Source organism: Alkaliphilus hydrothermalis (genome assembly GCF_016908555.1).
Classification (GTDB): Bacteria; Bacillota; Clostridia; order Peptostreptococcales; family Natronincolaceae; genus Alkaliphilus; species Alkaliphilus hydrothermalis.
The window spans coordinates 1-21550 of sequence record NZ_JAFBEE010000019.1 but is presented as its reverse complement, the minus strand read 5'-3'; the positions used below and the strand labels follow the sequence as shown (position 1 = coordinate 21550).

At 36.4% G+C, this 21550-nt stretch carries 21 protein-coding genes, 1 pseudogene and 2 riboswitches; of the genes and pseudogenes, 7 read left to right on the top strand and 15 right to left on the bottom strand.

Annotation, left to right across the window (positions count from 1 at the left end):
* Nucleotides 1-155 precede the first annotated feature (155 nt).
* A complete protein-coding gene (thiS, locus tag JOC73_RS11985; RefSeq protein ID WP_204403550.1) occupies nucleotides 156-350 on the bottom strand; it encodes a sulfur carrier protein ThiS in 195 nt (64 codons plus the stop codon).
* A gap of 160 nt (nucleotides 351-510) precedes the next feature.
* Nucleotides 511-613, bottom strand: a riboswitch (TPP riboswitch).
* 128 nt (nucleotides 614-741) lie between these two features.
* Complete coding sequence (locus JOC73_RS11980; RefSeq protein WP_204403549.1) at nucleotides 742-1590, bottom strand: CvfB family protein; 849 nt, start codon at nucleotides 1588-1590, stop codon at nucleotides 742-744.
* Nucleotides 1591-1802: 212 nt separating this feature from the next.
* Between JOC73_RS11980 and JOC73_RS11975 the strand changes: the two genes are divergently transcribed.
* Nucleotides 1803-2435, top strand: coding sequence for a GNAT family N-acetyltransferase (locus JOC73_RS11975; protein WP_204403548.1), 633 nt, complete (start codon nucleotides 1803-1805; stop codon nucleotides 2433-2435).
* A gap of 157 nt (nucleotides 2436-2592) precedes the next feature.
* Here the strand turns inward: JOC73_RS11975 and JOC73_RS11970 are convergent, their stop codons facing one another.
* Nucleotides 2593-2766, bottom strand: coding sequence for a small, acid-soluble spore protein, alpha/beta type (locus JOC73_RS11970; protein WP_204403547.1), 174 nt, complete (start codon nucleotides 2764-2766; stop codon nucleotides 2593-2595).
* A gap of 292 nt (nucleotides 2767-3058) precedes the next feature.
* A riboswitch (molybdenum cofactor riboswitch) is annotated at nucleotides 3059-3183 on the top strand.
* 198 nt (nucleotides 3184-3381) lie between these two features.
* On the opposite strand from JOC73_RS11970, the gene JOC73_RS11965 reads away from it, so the two are divergent.
* From JOC73_RS11965 to JOC73_RS11955, 3 genes are read left to right on the top strand one after another with little or no spacing between them, the layout of a single operon-like run.
* Entirely contained in the window at nucleotides 3382-4290 is a 909-nt protein-coding gene (locus JOC73_RS11965) for a substrate-binding domain-containing protein (RefSeq protein WP_204403544.1), read from the top strand.
* Between the two features lie 30 nt (nucleotides 4291-4320).
* A complete protein-coding gene (locus JOC73_RS11960) occupies nucleotides 4321-5007 on the top strand; it encodes an ABC transporter permease (RefSeq protein WP_204403542.1) in 687 nt (228 codons plus the stop codon).
* Nucleotides 5008-5018: 11 nt separating this feature from the next.
* Nucleotides 5019-5729: an ATP-binding cassette domain-containing protein gene (locus tag JOC73_RS11955; RefSeq protein ID WP_204403540.1), complete on the top strand. Its 711-nt coding sequence runs from the start codon at nucleotides 5019-5021 to the stop codon at nucleotides 5727-5729.
* A gap of 136 nt (nucleotides 5730-5865) precedes the next feature.
* Here the strand turns inward: JOC73_RS11955 and JOC73_RS11950 are convergent.
* From JOC73_RS11950 to JOC73_RS11940, 3 genes and pseudogenes are all read right to left on the bottom strand, one after another.
* A pseudogene (locus JOC73_RS11950) lies at nucleotides 5866-6405 on the bottom strand (UTP--glucose-1-phosphate uridylyltransferase); the annotation flags it as partial.
* Between the two features lie 61 nt (nucleotides 6406-6466).
* Nucleotides 6467-7090: a CPBP family intramembrane glutamic endopeptidase gene (locus tag JOC73_RS11945; protein WP_204403536.1), complete on the bottom strand. Its 624-nt coding sequence runs from the start codon at nucleotides 7088-7090 to the stop codon at nucleotides 6467-6469.
* 157 nt (nucleotides 7091-7247) lie between these two features.
* Entirely contained in the window at nucleotides 7248-7562 is a 315-nt protein-coding gene (locus tag JOC73_RS11940; RefSeq protein ID WP_204403534.1) for a winged helix-turn-helix transcriptional regulator, read from the bottom strand.
* Nucleotides 7563-7707: 145 nt separating this feature from the next.
* Between JOC73_RS11940 and JOC73_RS11935 the strand changes: the two genes are divergently transcribed.
* Nucleotides 7708-8511: a class I SAM-dependent methyltransferase gene (locus JOC73_RS11935; protein WP_204403532.1), complete on the top strand. Its 804-nt coding sequence runs from the start codon at nucleotides 7708-7710 to the stop codon at nucleotides 8509-8511.
* Nucleotides 8512-8614: 103 nt separating this feature from the next.
* On the opposite strand, the gene JOC73_RS11930 is transcribed toward JOC73_RS11935, so the two are convergent.
* The 5 genes from JOC73_RS11930 to JOC73_RS11910 all read right to left on the bottom strand — a co-directional run bounded on the left by JOC73_RS11930 (nucleotide 8615) and on the right by JOC73_RS11910 (nucleotide 12763).
* Nucleotides 8615-8887, bottom strand: coding sequence for a metal-sensing transcriptional repressor (locus tag JOC73_RS11930; protein ID WP_204403530.1), 273 nt, complete (start codon nucleotides 8885-8887; stop codon nucleotides 8615-8617).
* 25 nt (nucleotides 8888-8912) lie between these two features.
* Nucleotides 8913-10280: an MATE family efflux transporter gene (locus JOC73_RS11925; protein WP_243427962.1), complete on the bottom strand. Its 1368-nt coding sequence runs from the start codon at nucleotides 10278-10280 to the stop codon at nucleotides 8913-8915.
* A gap of 267 nt (nucleotides 10281-10547) precedes the next feature.
* Nucleotides 10548-10889, bottom strand: a complete 342-nt coding sequence (locus JOC73_RS11920) for a hypothetical protein (RefSeq protein ID WP_204403528.1) — start codon at nucleotides 10887-10889, stop codon at nucleotides 10548-10550.
* Nucleotides 10890-10894: 5 nt separating this feature from the next.
* Nucleotides 10895-11341, bottom strand: coding sequence for a class I SAM-dependent methyltransferase (locus JOC73_RS11915; RefSeq protein WP_204403526.1), 447 nt, complete (start codon nucleotides 11339-11341; stop codon nucleotides 10895-10897).
* Between the two features lie 42 nt (nucleotides 11342-11383).
* Complete coding sequence (locus tag JOC73_RS11910) at nucleotides 11384-12763, bottom strand: aminotransferase-like domain-containing protein (RefSeq protein WP_204403524.1); 1380 nt, start codon at nucleotides 12761-12763, stop codon at nucleotides 11384-11386.
* 105 nt (nucleotides 12764-12868) lie between these two features.
* Here JOC73_RS11910 and JOC73_RS11905 point away from each other — a divergent pair, with 105 nt between their 5' ends.
* The gene (locus JOC73_RS11905) at nucleotides 12869-14266 is read left to right on the top strand and encodes a pyridoxal phosphate-dependent decarboxylase family protein (RefSeq protein ID WP_204403522.1); all 1398 of its coding nucleotides are present in this window, start codon (nucleotides 12869-12871) and stop codon (nucleotides 14264-14266) included.
* Nucleotides 14267-14516: 250 nt separating this feature from the next.
* Here the strand turns inward: JOC73_RS11905 and JOC73_RS11900 are convergent, their stop codons facing one another.
* The 4 genes from JOC73_RS11900 to JOC73_RS11885 form a co-directional block, all read right to left on the bottom strand.
* Nucleotides 14517-15095 (bottom strand): rhomboid family intramembrane serine protease, encoded by a 579-nt coding sequence (locus JOC73_RS11900; protein ID WP_204403519.1) that lies wholly within the window; start codon nucleotides 15093-15095, stop codon nucleotides 14517-14519.
* A 318-nt stretch (nucleotides 15096-15413) separates the two neighbouring features.
* Nucleotides 15414-16784, bottom strand: a complete 1371-nt coding sequence (locus JOC73_RS11895) for a SpoVR family protein (RefSeq protein WP_204403517.1) — start codon at nucleotides 16782-16784, stop codon at nucleotides 15414-15416.
* An 11-nt stretch (nucleotides 16785-16795) separates the two neighbouring features.
* Nucleotides 16796-17968, bottom strand: coding sequence for a sporulation protein YhbH (gene yhbH / locus JOC73_RS11890; protein ID WP_204403515.1), 1173 nt, complete (start codon nucleotides 17966-17968; stop codon nucleotides 16796-16798).
* Between the two features lie 13 nt (nucleotides 17969-17981).
* Nucleotides 17982-19904, bottom strand: a complete 1923-nt coding sequence (locus JOC73_RS11885; protein ID WP_204403513.1) for a PrkA family serine protein kinase — start codon at nucleotides 19902-19904, stop codon at nucleotides 17982-17984.
* A gap of 253 nt (nucleotides 19905-20157) precedes the next feature.
* Between JOC73_RS11885 and JOC73_RS11880 the strand changes: the two genes are divergently transcribed.
* The gene (locus JOC73_RS11880) at nucleotides 20158-21258 is read left to right on the top strand and encodes a serine hydrolase domain-containing protein (RefSeq protein ID WP_243427961.1); all 1101 of its coding nucleotides are present in this window, start codon (nucleotides 20158-20160) and stop codon (nucleotides 21256-21258) included.
* Nucleotides 21259-21550: the final 292 nt, after the last annotated feature.

Sequence of the window (21550 nt, the reverse complement as noted above, 5' to 3'; positions counted from 1 at the left end):
CAAAGCGACTGCCACGAAATCATAGATTTCGGCCATCATATTAAGGATGTTAGAAACCTACATACTAATTTTTTATGAAAAGAAACCATTGAGATTAGTATTTCGGTTTATAACAAAGCGACTGCCACGAAATCATAGATTTCGGCCATCTGCTTTTACCCTCCACCAATAAAGCTCACAATCTCAACTCGATCTCCTTCATTTAAAATCCAAGAAGGGTGTTTTTCCTTAGAAATGATCTCATGATTGACTTCAACTACAACTACATCAGGGTTGAGCTTTAACTCCTTCAAAACCTCTAGGATAGTGACGTTAGGTTGAAATTTCATTTTTTTACCATTTATCAACATAGGACTCCTCCTTTCCATTTTCCTTTTCTTTTTCACAATGTTTTCTGATTACACTAGGGTGTCTCTTATCTAATTGCAATAAAAAAAGCTCACCTCATTAGGTAAGCTCTGTATTTTGACTTAACAACAATCCTGTTCATATAAATTTATACAAAATGAACAAATTGCCCACACGCTTCCCTACGGTAGTACTAACTACATCAGGTTCACAGGGTTAGGAAATGTTTCCCTCTCAGCCATTAACGGCACCCCCAGCAAAAAAATATTAAGTTTTGTATTCTTATTCTTCAGTTTGATTATAGACTACTGAATTCTTTTTGTAAAGGGCCTATCTTCCTTATTGATACTATCAGAATTATATAATAATTCGATTATTTTGTCGTTAAGTTCTTTACTTCTTCAACAATCGAATCCCTTTAGTATCTTGAACAACCTTCTTTTCCTTCAATAATTTTCCTAAAGCCCTCTTGAAGGCATTTTTACTGATGGGCATATATTTAGCAATCACCGTTGGGTCACTCTTATCATTGATGGGTAAGAATCCATCCTGTTGTTTTACTAGGTAAAGGAGATTTTCAGCATCCTCGTCCATTTGTTGATGGGCTAGTTTTTGGGTAGATAAATCAATTTTTCCATCCTCACGAACCTTGATGATTCTAAAGCTATCTTGATCCCCCACTTGATAGTTCTTTAGGGTTTCTGATTTATGGACCAAGCCATAGTATTTATTATCAATCGCTACAAAAAGACCCATTCTAGGATTAACACTATAGATTGTTCCCTTTACTAAATCCCCTGCCTTGTAGGGAGCACCCGTTTGCAAATCTTCATCTATGTTCATTGTACAACACAGACGCTTACTCTTATCAATATAGATTTTTACAAGATAGGAGTTACCCTTTCTCACTCTAGTTGTTTGCTCACTGATGGGTAGTAGAATATCCTTTTCCAATCCCCAGTCTAAGAAAGCTCCTATACCAGTAAGGTCTGCAACCTTTAAATAGGCTAATTCCCCTACTTGTCCGTAGGGCTTTTTAAAAGTGGCTGTGATTCTGTCCATCGAATCCCTATAGACAAAAACATCTACCAAATCCCCCACATTAAGTTCATCGGTTACTTCCTTTTGAGGTAATAGTACATCCTCCTCTTTTCTATGGTTAGTTTCAGATTCTAAGAATGCACCATACTTGGTTTTTCTAGCAACTTTTAATTGATTAATTTTTCCAATATGTAATGACAAAGCTTACACCTCTTTTTATATTTTTTTTTATATTTTTAAAATTTGATTTAATTTATTATCCCCTATATTTTTTCCTTTATTTTCTGTATCCTTATCATTTTATCATAATTTATATCATAAAGGCTAAAACTTTAAAATATAATATATTTTGCAAGAGATTTATTGTATAATAATAATTACTTTCTAGAAATTAAGATGTGGAGGACAACAACATGGATAATCAATTGTTATTAGAATGGTTGGGGTATGCAGCGTCTATATTAGTTGCTATTTCCCTACTGATGAGTTCAATCGTGAAGCTTAGAATCTACAACCTATTTGGTTCTGCCCTATTCACCGTCTATGGTTTTTCTATTGGAGCTATGCCTGTAGGCTTTATCAATCTTTTTATCTTTTTTATTAATATTTATTATCTTTATAAAATCTATACAGAAAAAGAATACTTTAAGGTTATTAAAATCGGTAAAAATGATCAATATCTAAAGGCTTTTTTAGATTTTTATTTACAGGAAATAAAGCAATTTTCCCCTTCCTTTACTGGTGAATTTACAGATGATACCTTCAGCTTCTACATATTAAGAAACCTTGTTCCAGCTGGCATCTTTATTGCAACTCAAAAAGATCCTGAAACTCTATTTATAGATGTGGACTATGCGGTCCCTGCCTATCGGGATTTTAAAATTGGCAGATACCTATACCAAGACTATCGCCAGCACTTTGTTGAGAAGGGTATCAAACGTCTTTATACCTTTACAAATGAACCAAAACACGTGAGTTATCTTAAAAAAATGGGTTTCCGTCAAGAAAAAATGGAAGGTAAATTAGCTTTAGTTAAAGAAATTTAATCCTATAAATCTTAATGTAAAATGTAAAATCTATATATTTATCATTCTCCGAGGAAAGACCATCTAATAGAATTCTAGAAACAATAAGACTAGCAACTACGCATATAGAACGTAGATTGCTAGTCCTTTGATTTTACATATGTTTTTTATTTTTATACTATTTTTTATTTAATCTACCTTCCCCCATCCTCACCATTCTCTTTGTCATGCTTTTAGCCTGCTGGTTTCGTTGGGTACTAAGCTCACTATTGATTCCTAGTTCGTTTGCTAGTTCTTCTTTAAATGTAGTAAAGGCTCTTCTTGCGTTTTGATCTATAGGACCTCTATTCATTTGTTGACACCTCTTTTCATTGTATAGTCCCTTCACTAGTATTTTTTGTAATATCTTAAAAGTCATACGAGGGAAATATATGAAGCGCTTCCAACTAGTTATGATCAGAATATGTCTATATATTGACTCCGCTGAGTACATTCCGAGTTTTTATTTTTCTACAACTACTCGCTTCTATTTGTTTGTGCTTGGCATATATTTATTAAATATTGAACTTTTATAAGGGACATTCTTCACTTATCATGTAGTATGCTTAATTTACATATAATTCCTAATATAATAAACTTACATTACAAGTTAATATCTCCGAGTTTATTTTCCTAAGGAATCTAAGGGTTTTATGGAGGATAAGCCTATAGGGTATTGTTGGAAACGATAATGCCTCCCATGGTGGAAAGGAGTCATAAAATCATACAACACTGGATTGTTGTATTGTTTGTTGATGCCCTTTTTGGGGCATTTTTTTATGTTTGTTTTGCCTTCGGCCACCTCAATAAGAGTACTAGGTCAGGGGGTGAATCTTTTTATTTTATTAGCAAGTTTATCAGCTGTACTTGTTTGATCTGTGATCTAATCTAGGTCTATTCTGTTTAAAATTCAAGGGGGATACCTTACATGTTTAAATTTAAAATCACCAAAGTATTATTTTTTATGATTTGTCTATTGTTTTTTGCAACTAATTTTACGGGATGTATCTATTTCTCGGTGGAGCAATCCAGTGAATCTAGCCATTCCATTGATGCCTCCAGTGAAGCTCCCTCAACTCCACAGGAATCATCAATCATTATCCTATCCACCACCACCAGTACAGAAAACAGTGGACTTTTAGATGCTATTCTTCCAATCTTTAGAACGGACACGGGAATTGAAGTCAAGGTTGTGGCAGTGGGAACTGGTCAAGCCTTAAAGATGGGAGAAGATGGAGAGGCAGATGTATTGTTAGTCCATGCTCAATCATCCGAAGAACAATTCGTTGCCAACGGACATGGTGTCGAACGGTATGATGTTATGTACAATGATTTTATTTTAGTCGGTCCTAAGGATGATGCTGCCGCTTTATCTACTGAAGCTTCTGCTGATATCTTAAAGGCATTTACCCTTATCCGTCAAAAAGAATGTAAGTTTATCTCTAGAGGAGATGATTCTGGAACCCACAAAACGGAATTAAAACTCTGGAAAGAAGTAGGGTTAGAAGCTGGTGGAGCGTGGTATGTTGAAGCTGGTCAAGGTATGGGGGCAGTTCTTCAAATGGCAAGTGAGATGCAGGGATATACTTTAACCGACAGGGCTACTTACCTTTCTATGAAGGATGATTTAGATTTAAAGATTGTGGTTGAAGGGGATTCTAAACTTTTCAATCAGTACGGAGTTATTGCTGTAAACCCAGAAAAAAATGATAAAATAAATAATGAAGGTGCTGAAAAGTTCATTGATTGGATTTTATCGGAAAAGGGCCAATCCTTAATTGGGGAATTTGGCAAGGATACATATGGTCAATCGCTATTTATACCAAATGCAAAATAAATCATCACAAGTAGTTTAGGGGGAGTTTACATGAAGGAAATTTTAGATGGTGTTATCAATGGCTTTAGGCTGTTATTCTCATTGGAGCCAGAGGTCTATGGGGTGATTTACCTCTCCCTCTTTGTCTCCCTCTCTTCTACTATCATTGCTGCTATTTTGGCTATTCCTACAGGGATTATCATTGGTACAAAAGAGTTTTTCTTGAAAAGGAGTTTAGTTCGCAGTATTTATACGATGATGAGTCTTCCACCAGTTATTGTGGGGTTGATTGTCTATTTATCTATATCCCGCAAAGGTCCCCTAGGACATCTCGGACTAGCCTTTACCCCTACTGCTATGGTCATTGCCCAAGCGATTCTGGTGACCCCCATCATTACTGGTATTCTCTACAATGGTACAAAGGAAAAGGGTCTGGAAATCAAAAGGGTTGCCAAGACATTGGGGGCTAACAAGCTACAAACACTAATCCTCCTAATCAAGGAATTACGTTTTAGTATCTTTACAGGAATCGTCTCTGGCTTTGGTAGAGCCATCTCAGAAGTGGGGGCTGTCATGATTGTTGGAGGCAATATCAAGGGACATACAAGAGTAATGACCACCACCATTGCCATGCTACGAAGTATGGGAGAGTATGAAAGTGCCATTGCCATTGGTATTGTTTTGCTACTACTGTCCTTTATCATCAATTCAATCCTGTATCATTTACAGGCAGACTAAGGGGGACCACTATGGAACTACGGATCAAAGACTTAACGAAATTATATGATGATAAATTAATTTTAGATATCGAAGACTTCTATCTACCTGAAAAAACCTTTCTTGGAATCATTGGTCCTAATGGTGCTGGAAAAAGTACCTTAGCCAAAATTGTTGCCAATATAGAAGATGCCTCCACAGGGGAGGTTTTATATAACGGGTCTTCCTTTACTGCTGAGCTATCGAAGGATATGACTTTAGTCTTTCAAAAGCCCTATCTCCTGTTAACCACCGTCTATCATAATATCTCCTATCCCCTCCAACTAAGGAAGGTGGCAAAGGAGGAAATCCATAGACGGGTGATGGAGATCATGGAGGAAATGGAGATTCTTCATTTAAAAGACCAAAAGGCATGGACTTTGTCGGGGGGTGAAGCCCAAAAGGTTGCCCTGGCTAGGGGGTTGATTTTAAAACCTTCTCTATTGGTCTTGGACGAATTTACAGCCAATATCGACCCTGCTTCTATGTTGATCTTGGAAAAGAGTATTCAAAACTACCATGCAAAATATTCCCCCACCATTATTATGGTAACCCATAATCTCCAACAGGTTCAACGACTATGTAGCCATCTTGCCTATATGAATAAGGGGGAGATTGTTGAAAGTGGTGAGGTGGATGAGATTATTTTAAATAGTCAAAATCCCATTACTCAAAAGTTTATTTCTGGGGAAATTGTGGTGTAAATTGCTTTACGTTTCATATTCTAGATTTTAGATTATAGTTCAATTTTAAGGTCATCAGTGGGATTCACCGATGACCATTTCATGCATAATATCAGCGATATCACTTTGGCAGTGGGTTATAAAAACGCCATGCTACTTAACGGGTTACAGCCACTTTTTCTAAGGTAATATCTTCTGTTTCCCTATTGGTTACTTCTAATAGATACTGTAAAAATTCTTCCCTTAGGTCCTGTCGTCTCAAGGCAAACTCAATAGTGGCTTCTAAAAACCCTTGCTTATCCCCCACATCATACCGCTTTCCTTTAAAATTGTAGGCATACATGGATTCCATCTTTGCCAAATCCTTTAGGGCATCCGTCAACTGTATTTCTCCGCCCTTTCCCGGTTGGGTATGCTCTAATATTTGAAATATTTCAGGGGTGATAATGTACCTCCCTAATATAGCGATATTGGAGGGGGCTTCTTCTATTGAAGGTTTTTCTACTAGATCTTTAACTTTGTAAATCCTGTCTTCAATGAACTTCCCCTTTACGATTCCGTATTTATTGACATCCTCCCTTGGGATTTCCTGTACCCCAAGAATACTCACCTTGTATTGATTGTACATTTCCATCATTTGTTGAAGACAAGGGGGTTCGCCATCCACAATATCATCCCCCAACATCACGGCAAAGGGTTAATATCCTCAAAGAACCACTATTCCAATTAATGGTAACATACGTGTATTTCATGTTATTTTAAGATTTATTTGATTGTTTAAAGCTCCAATAAATATAACTCCTGATGTGTAGAGCAATCTCTGGAGAAACATATGCTATGTGGGCTATGATGGATGGTATGATTGAACCCGACAGTATGCAGATGATACTAGAAAATGCACCAAATATGATTTGTATTTCCTTATCTTTTTTAGCTGAGTTTCTAGTTCTATTGGGGTTAACTGGATGTAGTACAAACATGAAGGTACTAAAAAAGACAATTGGTAATATATTACTATCACCAAGGTTGCTTATGATATATCCTCTGTAAAAGAATTCTTCAATAATGGCTCCTAATATAATCAATACTGCTTTACTAATATATTCAAGGTTTGGTTTTCTACTCTTAATTCCAATCAAATCATAACTAAGTACCAAATACCACATCTTAAATTTAGGTAGTAAAAGAACTAATCCACCGAATGCTCCGATTATACTATAAATCAGTACTGTTTTATTGATGTCTATACTTATTCTAAAACCTAAGGCTAAAGGAAGCAGTAATAATACAGCATAGAAGCCTCCCCGTAGGATGTTCGACTTTTTGTTTATTCGCCCCAATATAATAATACAAATACACCATAACACTAAAATTTTATCCATTCCATCATCCCCTTTCATATTTAACTACTAGTAATTAAATATATGTGGGTATGCTTGGATTTATTTGTTTAACCCATAATATGACTACTAAAAGTCGAAATATAAAACAGTTAGAGGGCTGATTACCGTCTAACTGTCATTTGGTTATTATGTTGGCTTAACAAGACATATTTTTTTGTCCCCATTCATTAATTATTTCAACTATAGGAATCAAGGAATGTCCCTTGTCGGTAAGGGAATATTCAACCTTTGGAGGTATTTCATAATACTCATTTCTATAAACAATACCATCACTTTCTAATTCTTTGAGCTGTTGACTTAGAACCTTATGGCTAATCTCTGGAATTCTTTTCTTTATTTCTCCATACCTGATGATCTTGTATTTATTAATATTCCATAGGATTATAATTTTCCATCTACCCCCAATTATATCTAATGCATATCTAATGGGACAATTGAATTTAGTAGCCAAGTATTTCCCTCCTTCTATACTAACCTAATTGTTAGTAGTATACATAAAAGTGCGATCTTGTTTATTATCAAAAAAACTGTATAATATTACTATAACATATTTTTACTTTTTTCGTTATGACAATCTAAGTCGAGGGGGCATTTTAATGAATTCAGTCGTTAATCATTATGAAAAATACAATGAATGTGAAAGGTTATCCACTAATAGTGCTCGAAAAATTGAATTTATTATATCTTCTAGAATTTTAGACAACTATATAACCAAAAATGATCGTATTTTAGATGTGGCAGCAGGTACAGGGATATATTCTTTTCATTATGCTGAAAAAGGTCATGATGTGTTTGCTATGGATCTTACTCCTAAGCATATACAAATTATAAGAGATAAATTACATAGTAGTATTAAAGATCTTAATATACAAACCGAGGTAAACAATGCTATAGATTTAAATATTGTTAAGGAAGAGGAATTTGACACAGTTTTATGTTTTGGCCCAATTTATCATCTGGTAGAGGCCCATGATCGAAGGAAATGTATTGACGAGTGTCTAAGAGTATTGAAGAAGGGTGGAATACTGGCTATTGCCTATATTAATAAACACTATATCCTTCCCCACCTTCTATCGAGTTCTAATAGATTACCCTTGACCGACAGTATGATTCATAAAGTTATAGATGAAGGGGTAATAAGAGATGGCGATTCAGATTGTTTTTGGACGGATGCATTCTTTACTACACCTGATGATATGGAGGATTTCTTAAAGAATTTTAATGTTGAAATCATTGACCATGTTGCTACAGATGGGTTGAGTCCCTTATTAAGAAATACCATTGATGAAATGGAAGAAGCAGAATATCAAAAATGGATTGAGTACCAGCTTAAAACCTGCAGAGAAAAGAGCATCTTAGGTTCAAGTAACCACGGGTTGGTTGTTTGTAAAAAAAAGTAGTCTTAAAAAAGAGGTATCATATATTCCCTCCAGTAATGCTATTAATAATTGATAAACAACTTAAATAGTCCAGCATTCCTTTAGATTTTAAAATTTCTAAGAATCACTTCATAAATTTATCGATGGCTTCTTCTAATTTTTCTAAGGCAGTTTCATCTCGGGCTTCCACTGCTTCTACGATACAGTGATTGATATGATTTTTCAAAATCAACTTCCCAACATTATTTAAGGCTGATTTTACAGCTGCTATCTGTATTAATATTTCACTACACTCTTTTTCTTCTTCACACATCTTTTTTATTGCTTCAGCATGGCCAACGATTCGAGCCATTCGATTGATTACTTGTTTTTGCTGAGGGTGCTTATGGGATTTCATTAGCTAAACTCTCCTTTTCAGTTAGTTAAGAAAATTTGATTTCCTTCCATTTTCCTTTTAGATAACGATTCATTAAGATAACTCCTCTGACAATTATATCAATAACATAGGCAATCCATACACCTATTAATCCAAATCCTAATTTCATGCATAAAATATATACTCCCAGTACCCGTATCCCCCAGATTCCAATAAAGGAAGAGTACATGGGAAACCTTGTATCTCCTGCTCCTTGTAATGCTGATGTGATTACAAGGGTCACACATAGAAAAGGTTGAAATAAAGCAATAAGTCTTAATACTTGAACAACCTGACCAATGACAGCTTCATCTTCTGTAAATAGTCCAGCAAGAAATGGAGCAAATATATAAAATATAATCCCGACAATCACCATAAAACCAGTGGCTAAGAAATATGACATTAGACCATAGCTTTGTGCCTCATCCTTTTTCTTTCCACCTAAGCTCTGACCTACTAAGGTGGCAGCAGCTACTCCAAAGCCCATACCTGGTAGGTAAGAAAAGGTTTCGATTGTCCCTGCGATATTGTGGGCGGCATATGCTCCAGTTCCAATTTTGACAATCATGCCACCATAGAGCAACTGTCCAGACCTCATAATCAATTTTTCAACTGCCGCAGGTATACTAATTTTAGTAATCGACTTTAACATTATTATATCAATTTTCCATTGTTTAGAGAAATAAATATTTATTTTTGCTTCTTTAGCATTAATTTTTATCATTAGTAATACTACACTTAGAACTCTGGAAAATGTAGTTGCTAAACCTGCTCCTAAAATTCCAAATCCATTGAAATTAAAAATTCCAAAAATCAATATGTAGTCCAATACTGCATTTACAACATTTGCTACAATCGCTATTTTCATAGGTGTCTTGGTATCCCCTGCCCCCCTTAAAGCACTGGACAAAACCATGTTGATACAAATAAATACAGCTGGTACAGCTACGCATATAAAATATGGTAGGGCATACTCTAGGACACTTTCTTCTGCTCCTAGAATAAGGAGTAGCCTCTTTGAAAAGATCAGGTTGATCCCTCCAAACACTAAACCAATGATTATACTCATGATTAAAGATTGCTTCACTGCATGATTTGCCTTTTCATGATCCTTAGCCCCTATATATCTTGATACGATGGCAGTTGTTCCTATTCCTAAGGCTAAGAAAAATGAAATATAGACGTTCATTGTTAAATTTGTAATCCCAACCCCTGCAATGGCTTCTGTTCCTAGTTTTCCTACGAAATATGTATCCACTACTCCTATGAATACTTGCAGGATGTTTTCAATCATTGCTGGGATGGCCAGTAGCATGATCGTTTCGATACCCCAGTTTTTTTTAAAACTCTTTGCTATTGTGTTTTGTTGTAGCATTTGTTCTCCCCCTTAGCGAAAATATCCCCCCTAGGGGGATGTTTTTATTGTATGTTATTCGTAAGGGAAATACAACTAAAGAATTCTATTCTTTCTTAAAATTAAAACAATTTCAATGATTGGCTCTAAAAATTTAGATTGGATCAATTGACAGCTTATATTTAATAGAAAAAAAAATGAGTAGGAGTTCTACTCATCTTAGATTGATTTTATTTTGCTTAAGGACTATCCATTATAATTGATAAACGAATTTAATCTAGATGTTCGTCATTTTTTCGCCACCACAATCTCAAGTTCAAATTCGATCTCAGGTAACTGAAAATAAGGAGACTCTTTCCATCTGTCTGTAAGTGTATCCCAAAAGCTAATTGGTGCGGAATTAAAAACTCCACTTAACCATAAGAGCCACCCCCTCGCCTTTAGAGATTTATTTAGTGGATAAACTGTCATTTCTTTGAAACCTGAAATCAGGTCGCAACTTTTCCATGGTTCCAATCTAATACCATTTCTTTCAGCAAGACGGCTTATAGCTTCCCATGCTTTGGCATCAGATAATGCTCCTTCACGCCAAATCCTAGGAGTAATAAAAATACATTGATCCTCTACCAAATCTGCTACTCTTCCATCAGTTCGTAAATGTCTGTTCTCGACATGCCTGTCCATGTAAAAAGCGTAGATATTTTAGGCAGTTCACTCTCATGTAAACGTGGTACACTAATATCACGATCCACCCTTTTTACCGAATCAGTACCATAGAGAGCACCCCAAAACAACTCTAATTTCAAATGCCTCTTGCACAGTGGCCATGCTGCAACTAAATGCTTCCTGTCCATTTCAATACCAATCACTTTTGCCTTTGGGCAAATAGATGCAAGTGCTATACTGCTTACACCTTCCCCAGGTCCAATATCCAGAATTACCTTTGATTCATTTTGTAATACGCTTAATACCTCATCTGGTAACTCCATAATATCCTTAACTCGTTCTTGAAGCTGATTGAAAACGTAAGTAGGTGTTTCTTCCTTCAAATTGTCTAAATCTCCAATTTTAACTATATTCATCCCATATCACCTCGTTATCCCCATATGGGGGTTATGCCATAATTATAACAAAATAACCCTTTTAACCTGAAGCAATTCTTCTTCTAGCGTTTTATCAGATTCAGATGAAGAAATTGATACCCTGATTCCTGTAATTCCTCTATCTCCTAAAATTCGAAAACGATCAGCCGAGTAGATTTGGATGCCGAACTTTAAAAATTCTTTTTCTATATCAATGTTTTTTGTCAGTTTTTGAGGTATGGTAATAAATCGAAATAGACTCATACTGCTATCTTTGCTTACATCTAGTTGAAAGACTTTATCAAATATCTTATTTTTATTTATTAACAACTTTCTTCTTATTTCCAAAAGTTCATCTAATTTATGCGATGATTGTAAGCATGACACTATTTCAGCAGTTATTGATGAAGGCATAAAGAGCAAATTGTGAAGACTATGCACAAGTCTCTTGTAATTAGCTATTTCAGGAAGTAGTAAATATGCGATCCTAAAGCCTGGATTTATCATCTTTGAAATACTTGCAATATGATAGCAATTTTTAGGTACAAGAGAATAAATCGTAGGAAGACTTAAATTAGTTGTAAATCTGAACACACTATCTTCAATTGCAATTAGATTATATTTTTGAATGAGATGTGCCAGCCCATTACGCCGATTCATACTCATAATATTTGTTGTAGGATTGTGGCAATCAGGTATAACGTATATTCCTTTAATATTGTACTTAATAATCGCTTTTTCTAGCGTTAGCGGTAACATACCATCATCATCACCCTCAATTGGTATTAAATCTATACCAAGTTGAATTGCAGAATTTCTAATGCCAGTATAAGTAAGCTCATCAACAGCAATTTTGTCACCATTGTTAAAATCCGTCATGAGTATAGTAAATAAGGCATTTTGTGCTCCTGATGTGATAATCATCCTGTCTGGATCTGAATAGATATTCAACTTTTTAAGCCACTTGGAAGCGATATGCTTATGTTTGCTATTACCAGATGCATCTGAATATTTATACATAACCTCTTTGTCAAAAAATGGTGAAAGCTCTTCTATCATACTAGCCAGCAGATCATTAGTTTCATACAGTGGTTGAAGTAAACCCATTTCAATAGTTTTACCTTTTGATTCAGATAGTACTGTTTCAGGTATACCAAATGTATTACTAACAAAAGTCCCTTTGCCCATAACGCCATGTATAATCCCTTTAGCTTCACAGTATTTATATGCCTTTGTTACAGTGCTATGATTTATATTTAAGTAATTGGCAATTAGTCTTTGAGGTGGAAGTTTATATCCTGTAGGTAATTTTCCGGAACGAATATCCTCTTCAATACTTTCTGCTATTTGAAGATATATTGCTTTTTTACTGTTTCTTAGTGTAGGCACCCATTCAATTTTATGTCCTAAATATTCAATCATTTTGTCCTCCAAAAAATATTAGAATTGTACGCCATACAATCCTGATATTGTATGGTTTGTATGTTTATAATATCATAAATATATACTAAAAAAAGGAGTGGGATTATGAAGGATTATTTTACAAGTGAGATTATGGATCAAATTAGATCTCAAACTATCAATGATACCTTAGATAAAGCGAAACAATACGCTTGGGAGTATATTTCAAGCATAGGAGACAGACATGTATATCCACATGAAGAGGATATTGCCAATCTCAAAGTTTTTGATGAAGAATTAAATCACAAACCGCAAAAACCTGATGAGATATTAGAAATGTTGCATAGATATGGAACTCCTGCCACGGTTGCACAAACTGGTGGACGTTATTTTGGATTTGTTTGTGGCGCTATTATGCCCTCTTCCTTACCTAGCAAATGGCTGGCAGACGCTTGGGATCAAAACCCAGCAATGTTTGTATTATCTCCTATAGCATCCAAAATAGAATCCGTTGTTGAAAAATGGATTGTTGATATCCTAAGGTTACCAAATAAATGCTCTGTTGGTTATGTAAGTGGTAGTTCAACAGCCTCTTTTGTAGGAATTTGTACAGGAAGAAATCATTTACTCTTAAATAAGGGTTACGATTCAATAAAACATGGTTTAACTAATGCTCCCCAAATTAAGGTTGTACTAGGTGCAGATGCACACTCGACAATTTATAAGGCACTGGCCATGGCTGGGCTAGGATCAGAAAATGTCATAAAAGTTCCAGTTGATAATCAAGGCAGAATGATTGCAAGTGAAATGCCCGAATTGGATGATTTGACACTAGTCATTGCTCAAGCAGGACATGTAAGCTCTGGAGCATTTGATCCCTTCAATGAAATATGTAAGAAGGCTCAAGAAGCAAATGCTTGGGTTCACGTAGATGGCGCTTTTGGTCTTTGGGCTAGGTCTGATAATAGATTCGATGAATTAACGAAGGGTCTAGATTTAGCAGATTCTTGGTCTGTAGACGGACATAAAACGCTTAACGCTCCTTATGACAACGGAATCATTATCTGCAAACACAGCCAATCACTTATCGACTCAATGCAAATGACAGGATCCTATATTATTACAAGTAAAGATCGTGATGGCATGATGTTCACGCCAGAAATGTCTAGGCGAGCTCGTGCGATAGATTTATGGTCAACTTTGAAGGGCTTGGGTCAACAAGGAGTTGCAGATATGATCTATGAAATGCACTCTAAGGCTGTCTACTTCGCAGATGAACTAAATAAACTTGGTCTTCAAATCTTGAACGATATTTGTTTTAATCAAGTTATTGCAAGATATGATACGGATGAAAAAACAAATGCTCTTATCGAAGCAATACAACAATCTGGAGTCTTGTGGCTTGGTGGGGCCAAATGGAAAGGTCAGGATATTATCCGTATTAGTGTATGCTCATTTAGAACGACATACGAGGATATTGATTTATGTATCAAAGAAATTGCTAAATTAATGGGAGAACTCTAATCTAATATAAGTTGCTAAGTGAATTGATTTCATGAAAAGTCTGTAGCCATATGATTAACTCCAATACCTATTTGGAGATATATGATAGCTAGTGCTTAATCCTAAATGGGAAATTGAGGGATTTTTCTCAGAGTCATTTTTTCTTCACCTAGTAACTTATATTTTATCTAGAATAAAAATCCATTCTAGGTATGTCTGCAAAATAGTAAAAACACTAAGTAAAATCTACATAAATTTCAATATTAAACCGTTACATTCCGATACTTCGATCAAGCTTTTTGTCTATCAAAACAAAACTAATCCCAACCAGTGCACCCAAAATATGTCCCATTTCCGAGACATTGTTGTTCAAAAACAATCCGTTATAAATCTCTTTACCTAAGAATAAAAAGGCAATTGCAACAAAAGTGAGGGGAATCTTTCCCTCCTTCATATTTGTAAATGAAGTAAGTATAATCATCATAAAAACAATACCACTGGCCCCCAAAATTCCCCCACTTACAAACAGTGCTTGAATAACGCCAATCACAAGGGTAGTCACTACCATCAACATAAGCAAAATCTTTGATGAGTATTTTTCCTCAATCATGGGTCCAATCAATAATATCAACGTCATATTGCCTAAAAGATGGTCTGTAGAGCCATGCCCCAGTGGCCATAAGAATAAGCGAACAAAATCTAATGAACTAGTCCCACCAAAATACACAAAGAAATTGTGTATCAATCCAATCGGAATAATCTTGTCCAAAATGAAAACCAGTGCTGCCAGTAGGGAGAATGTTAGTACTACTGGTGAGTTGTATTCGAAAATGTTGGAAAGTTTTTTCATATTTATCTACCTCCGTATATATTTAAAGCTTTTGTTGAAATCACACTTATTACAGTAGGGTTGGTTAGTCTGGTAGAATCCTTTTGCTATATATTTTGTCTCCTCCTTGATTATTCCACAAAATACTTTAAAGTCCTTTAAAAAATGAACAAGGCATAGCCTTGTTCATTTTCTATCTTCCTATTGTTTTCACATAGATTAATCATCCAATTCAATCTCACTACTCCACAGAATAATAACACCTCTTAGGAGGTACAACACCAATTGCTCACCGATTTCACCAGCCTTCATAGAGAGGAAAGAACATCTTCTTCATCCTTACCCCAAAATAGAAATCTTCTTATTCTCATCACAAACAATCGTCTTTACCACCTTGCCGATCTGGGTTCTCAAAGCAACCTTCTTTCCCCATAGCTCCCTCACGTGCTTCAAGGTTTCATAGGCATAGGATAGTTCCAGCTCTCGACCATCAAACTCATGGGCTAACAATAAAGATCCATCCTTTTGATTTAGTTCCTCCACCTTGATATAGGGGATTCCCCCCATTCCCACCTGTAGGGCAACGGTATTTCGGATTTCCCTCCATCCACTTTCATCGGCGACTTCTGTAATTTCATAGTCTCGACTCTTTTTATCATACTGGAAGAGGTTCATTTCTTCACAAAGCTCTTCAGTCAAATATCTTCTGATAAAGGATTGATCCCGCTCTGTTTGTCTTACCTCAAAAATTTTCTCCTTGCCATATTTTTTCTCTATATCATTGAAAATCATATATCCCACATAGTAGGGATTGATGCCCCCCAAGAAGGGTCTTATCACTTGATTGTGTCTACCTAGGAACTCTATATGGAGGGCTTGAGGTAGATCCAACTGCTTCAATATTTTATAGTGCCAATAACTTGCCCAGCCCTCATTCATTACCTTCGTTTCAATTTGAGGGATGAAGTATTGGGTTTCCTCCTTCACAATCCTCATGATTTCCTTTTCCCATTCCTCCAAATCCCCATGGTCAATGATAAATCCCATGACATCCTCCGTTGGCTCTAAGGGGATTTTATTTAAATCAGGGAAAGGTATTTCCTTCTTTTCCTCCAAGATACTGGTGAGCTTTGAGGCAGCATAATACTCGTCTAAAAGCTTTTTCTTCCGTTCCTCTTCTGATGCTTTTTTAACCCCCACCACCCTTGAGGTCTGGAATCTAATAGAATGGGCTGCATTTAAAATCCTCTCCACCCCTTCATAGCCGATACTGGGATCTTGAATATAGTTTCGTATTCTATTAGCATGATTTTTGAACATTTCCAAAGTATATTCTGCTCGAGTTCCCTCTGCAAATAAACGATTATTCTTAAAGAAATCATTGTGCCCGTAGACATGGGCAATTGTTAAAATCTGTAGTAGGAGGGTGTTTTCCCTCATGAGATAGGCTAGACAAGGGTCAGAGTTAATCACCATCTCATATGCCAACCCTTTTAGGTTGTAGGAATAAAGGGTTTTACTCCGCTCGTAAGCCTTTCCATAGCTCCAATGGGGATAGTGGGAGGGCATCCCACTATAGGACTCGTAGCAAAGCATATCCTCATAGCTACAAATCTCAAACTCTTGAGGATAGCAGTCCAGCCCCTCTGCCTTGACAATCTCTTCTATCTTGCTATTCCATGTTTCCAATTGCTTTACTGTATAATCCATAGACAAAGTGATTATTCCACTGGCCCTCTTTCCTTATCCAACAGCTTTTTCAGGGCAGGAACAATATCCTCCTTCCTTGTCATAGTCACAATTGCAAAATTCCCCTCTTTGATCTTTGAAATATATTCCGATCTGATTTTACTGACGGGACGATAATAGCCCGTCTGAATCTCCCCATAGCCAAAAAGATTGCAATTTCTACATAGCTCCTGTGCCAGTTTTACTGCCTTTGTATTATCCTCCGACCAGTTATCCCCATCACTACAATGGAAGGCATAGACATTCCATACAGATGGATTATATCTTTTTTCGATAATCTCCAGAGCCTTTTCATATCCGCTACTAATATACGTTCCCCCTGATTCAACCTTGTGGAAGAATTCATCTTCACTTACTTCCTTGGCCACAGTGGAGTGGGCAATAAAAGCCACCTCCACATTGAGGTATTTTGCTTTGACGAATTGATAAAGAAGGAAATAGAAGCTTCTGGCTAAGTACTTTTTAGTAATATTCATAGAACCAGAGGTATCCATGATGCATAGAACAACTGCATTTGTCTCCTTCTTTACATCCTGTCGTAGTCGGTAATACCTCAGATCATCCTCCTTAAAGGGAAATCTCTTTTCTTCTACATCTTCATGATCCCCCCGCTGATAGGCCTTTTTCCTCTTAATTTTTTCTATAACAGAACGCTTCTTTGCTAATCTAGGCTTGATACCCTTCCGTTGATAGCCCAGCTTTTTGTAGTTCTTCTCCGACTCGATTTCATTGAACTTTTTCCTTTCCAAGAAGGGTAAGTCTAGGTCGTCAAAAAGGTAATTAATCAATTCCTCTAGGGTGACTTCTGTTTCATATACATCATCCCCTTCGGCATTTCCCGGTTGATCCTTTCCCTGTCCCTGTTGCCCCTTCATATCCTCTTGGCTAATTTTATCTCCTCTTTTTTCACTACCGTCCCCAGAGCCTACCCCTGGTTTGTTTTTACCGTAAACAAATTGATATTCTTTGATTCCCTTTATTGGAATCTTAATTTTTTTGTTTTTGTTTTCTCCTATGATACTTTCCTCAGCAATGATATCGGTGATGTTTCTCTTGATGGAATCCTCCACCAGTTGCCGATGTCTTCTTCGGTCCTCCGCTGCTCGATCCCGTCCTCTATTGTCATACTCACGAAAAATTGCCACAGTTTCACCCCCACTAGTCCTTCCACAGATTATTGGCGGCATATTTAAGAATTACATTACAGCAATGATCACAATATCCATTTCGCTTCATTTCCTCCACCATAGCGTTATATTTTTCCCTTTGGTCATTATCCCTTACTTTGCTTCTGGTGATGATTCGGCTCAATTCCTTTACAGATGCCGTTAACTTCTTCTCGATTGCTTCCTTCAAAGGCTCATAGCTGGAGTAGTCAATTTTTCCACCCTTACGCATTACATAGAACATGTAGGTAGTAACATCTTGGCGGAAGCCCTTTGCAGAACTGGTGGGGATACCAATTTGCTCTTCTATGGATCTCATGAACTTTTCGTCTGGTTCCAACTCTTCCCCTGTACTACGGTCTTTGATTTTAGTCTTGTTGACATATGCCTCTGCATGATCTAAGTAATTGTTGAATAAGTCCTCAGCCTGTTCCCTATAGCCATAGATAAAGGCCTTGGTGACCTCCTTTTCCAAGACATTATGGTATTCTTTTTTAATGGCATCCTGAAGGAAGTTGAGATATTTCTTTTTATCCTCATCCCCTATTGCCAATTCTTTCACGGCCTTTACTAAGGTTTCCAATACCGCTATTGGATTGATGCAGTTGTGGTCTGACTCTGCCATAGCTGTATCTAAAGCCTTCATAATAAATCTTGTGGAAAATCCCGTCATTCCTTCATTCTGAGCTTCTTCCTTCAGTTCTAGGATATCAATCTTCTTCACACTGCCCTTTTCCACGATTTCTTCACCATTATAGATTTTCAGCTTTGTAATTGAATCCACTTTATTAGAAGGGGCCAATCTAGTCAAAATTGCAAACATAGATGCCACCTGTAGCGTAAAGGGAGCAATATGGGGAGTAAATTTACTTCTTTTTAGGATTTTATGATAGATTTTTACTTCTTCATTTAACTCTGTACAATAGGGCACTTCTATTTTAACAATTCTATCTAAAATAGCTTCATTGGTATGGTCAGCCTTAAATTTATTCCATTCCCCCTCGTTGGAGTGGGCTAAGATAATTCCATCAAAGTAGATCATAGAACCCTTACCTGGGGAAGGGATACTCTTTTCTTGGGTGGCTGTAATCATTGTATGAAGGTACTCGACTTCATTTTTAAAGACCTCGATAAATTCTACAATCCCTCTATTTCCAACGTTGAAGGCTCCATTTAGAGACATTACCCTTGGGTCATCCTCTGGGTAAAGGTCTAATTTTGAGATATCTACTGAGCCTATGAGGACAGATGTATCTTGATTATTTGGGTCAACAGGAGGTACAACCCCCACACCTTTTCTAGAGCGTATGCTAAAGTTCACTGTCTCCACTGGGAATTTTTCATATTCTCCATTGTATTCTTTCAATAGACGATAACGACATACAGGACAAAGATCCCCTTCAATCTTTACATTGAGCATTTTTTCAAATTCTCCCCGTAGATGCTTTGGTACTAAATGAAGTGGCTCCTCTCGAATAGGGCACCCTTTTAAGGAATAGATTGGTGGACTAGACTCCAATAATTTCTTTAAGGCTTCCATAATAGAAGACTTACCTGCCCCTACAGGTCCCACTAAGTATAGTACCTGTCGAGATTCTTCCCCCTCCATAGCGGCAGTATGGAAGTATCTTACAATATCCATAATGGTTTTGTCGATTCCAAAGAAGTCCTCCTTAAAGAAATTATATTTTTTAATTACTTCATTGCCATAGATTCTCCTCAGACGAGGATTTTCTTCGGTATTGATTACCTCTACACCTCTGCCCACGATAAGATCATACATTCTTTGGTGGGCCAACATACATAACTCTGGATCTTCCTTCAGTATTTCAAGATAATCTAAAAAACTCCCATTAAAGCGTTGCTTCCTTCTCTCTTCTCGATCTTTTTTTATTAAATCTGAGAACTGCGTCATATCGCCTTTACCTCCTTCGACACCATTAATGTAAGCAAAAAAGTCCAAACTATCATTAAGTGTTATTTAATATGTATGATTATGAGGGAGGTTTTAAAACTGTCTACCGAATTGTTCATACTAAAATTGCGGTATGTTTAAACAAAAATATAACACAAAATTAATATGTTTTTATTGAACATTGTTAATATTTGGTATATAATGGTGTGAATTATTATATCTAGAGATGATTTTTTAAAAGGAGGCTTATAGTATGAATAGAGAAAAAGTCCTCACTTTAATGGAGGATGCTTTTAGAAAGAAGGTCAAAAAGGATAAAAACATTAGAAATGCTTATTTATTAGTACACTCCGATAAACTGGGGATTCACTTAGATGTTTCAGAGGGTTCTACTGATGGTTTATCCTCAAATCCTCAGCAACCTAATCACATAGCCAGTATTGGAAAACTCTTTACCGCTATCCTTCTTGCCCTATTAGAACAACAGGGCAAGCTTACTTATGAAGACTCAATTATTCAATACCTTGAGACAGGCATTTCAGAAGGGCTTCATGTCTACAAAGGGATAGAATATAGTCATCAAATTAAAATAAAGCACTTGTTAAATCATACATCTGGATTACATGACTATTTTGATGATAAACCAAAGGATACTAAACCTATGATTAGTCAAATTCTTGAGGAACCCGATTATTTTTGGACCCCACAAGAAGTAATCCTCTGGTCTAAGAAACATCTAACACCCCACTTCCCACCAGGTGAAGGCTTTCATTATTCCGATACTGGCTATCATATTCTAGGCTTAATTATTGAAAAGGTTACTGGCCTCCCCTTTCATCAAGCCCTTACAGAATATATCTTTGATCCCCTTAACATGAAGCATACCTACTTGGCCCATTATTCTGAGCCAAGAGAAAAAAGTCCTTATCCAGTGGCAAATCTTTATACAAAAGACATCAATGTAATCCATTATCGTAGTCTTAGTATCGATTATGCAGGGGGCGGAATTATTGCTCCAACGGAGGATTTATTAAGATTCATGAAGGCTTTAACTAACTTCGACATCATCAGCAAAGCAAGCTTCGAGAAAATGAAGGATTGGAGCAAATTTTCTATTGGTATTGACTATGGATATGGCCTAATGAACTTTGTGACCATTCCCGTGATCATGCCCTCTAAATATAATATATGGGGCAATTGCGGTTCAGTAGGTTCCTTTATGTTTTATCACCCAGTTATGGACACTTACCTCATTGGCAACTTAAATCAATTTCGATACCACAGCAAAGGCATCCGACTTATGCTTAAGATGATTGATATTCTTCATAAATACCATAAAAAAACAATGCAATAACCTATCTTAGCCTTAAATAACTTAAACCCCTTCATCTATATTGAAGGGGTTTTTTTATATTTTCTATTCATCTTTGAATAATCTTTTGTTAGTGCATCCATCTCCTGCTTTCTCTTCTCTCTTTACTTCTCATCTATTGAAATTACAATTTGAATACGATCCCCTTCAATAGCATCTTTGGAGTCAACAAGAGTCATCAAATCGAGTAGGCTGGAACCTTGCAATTCCAACCCCTCACAGAACCGGACTTGCCCTATTAAGGCATCCGGCTCTTCACTTCACCATTTACATA

Coding starts and splice junctions, on each gene's coding strand:
- JOC73_RS11955 (WP_204403540.1), top strand. CDS start 5,019: ATGGAACTACGGATCAAAGACTTAACGAAATTATATGATGATAAATTA.
- thiS (WP_204403550.1), bottom strand. CDS start 350: ATGTTGATAAATGGTAAAAAAATGAAATTTCAACCTAACGTCACTATC.
- JOC73_RS11975 (WP_204403548.1), top strand. CDS start 1,803: ATGGATAATCAATTGTTATTAGAATGGTTGGGGTATGCAGCGTCTATA.
- JOC73_RS11915 (WP_204403526.1), bottom strand. CDS start 11,341: ATGAATATAGTTAAAATTGGAGATTTAGACAATTTGAAGGAAGAAACA.
- JOC73_RS11885 (WP_204403513.1), bottom strand. CDS start 19,904: ATGACGCAGTTCTCAGATTTAATAAAAAAAGATCGAGAAGAGAGAAGG.
- JOC73_RS11930 (WP_204403530.1), bottom strand. CDS start 8,887: ATGAAATCCCATAAGCACCCTCAGCAAAAACAAGTAATCAATCGAATG.
- JOC73_RS11900 (WP_204403519.1), bottom strand. CDS start 15,095: ATGAAAAAACTTTCCAACATTTTCGAATACAACTCACCAGTAGTACTA.
- JOC73_RS11965 (WP_204403544.1), top strand. CDS start 3,382: ATGTTTAAATTTAAAATCACCAAAGTATTATTTTTTATGATTTGTCTA.
- JOC73_RS11960 (WP_204403542.1), top strand. CDS start 4,321: ATGAAGGAAATTTTAGATGGTGTTATCAATGGCTTTAGGCTGTTATTC.
- JOC73_RS11925 (WP_243427962.1), bottom strand. CDS start 10,280: ATGCTACAACAAAACACAATAGCAAAGAGTTTTAAAAAAAACTGGGGT.
- JOC73_RS11905 (WP_204403522.1), top strand. CDS start 12,869: ATGAAGGATTATTTTACAAGTGAGATTATGGATCAAATTAGATCTCAA.
- JOC73_RS11945 (WP_204403536.1), bottom strand. CDS start 7,090: ATGGATAAAATTTTAGTGTTATGGTGTATTTGTATTATTATATTGGGG.
- JOC73_RS11880 (WP_243427961.1), top strand. CDS start 20,158: ATGAATAGAGAAAAAGTCCTCACTTTAATGGAGGATGCTTTTAGAAAG.
- JOC73_RS11895 (WP_204403517.1), bottom strand. CDS start 16,784: ATGGATTATACAGTAAAGCAATTGGAAACATGGAATAGCAAGATAGAA.
- JOC73_RS11970 (WP_204403547.1), bottom strand. CDS start 2,766: ATGAATAGAGGTCCTATAGATCAAAACGCAAGAAGAGCCTTTACTACA.
- JOC73_RS11910 (WP_204403524.1), bottom strand. CDS start 12,763: ATGATTGAATATTTAGGACATAAAATTGAATGGGTGCCTACACTAAGA.
- JOC73_RS11935 (WP_204403532.1), top strand. CDS start 7,708: ATGAATTCAGTCGTTAATCATTATGAAAAATACAATGAATGTGAAAGG.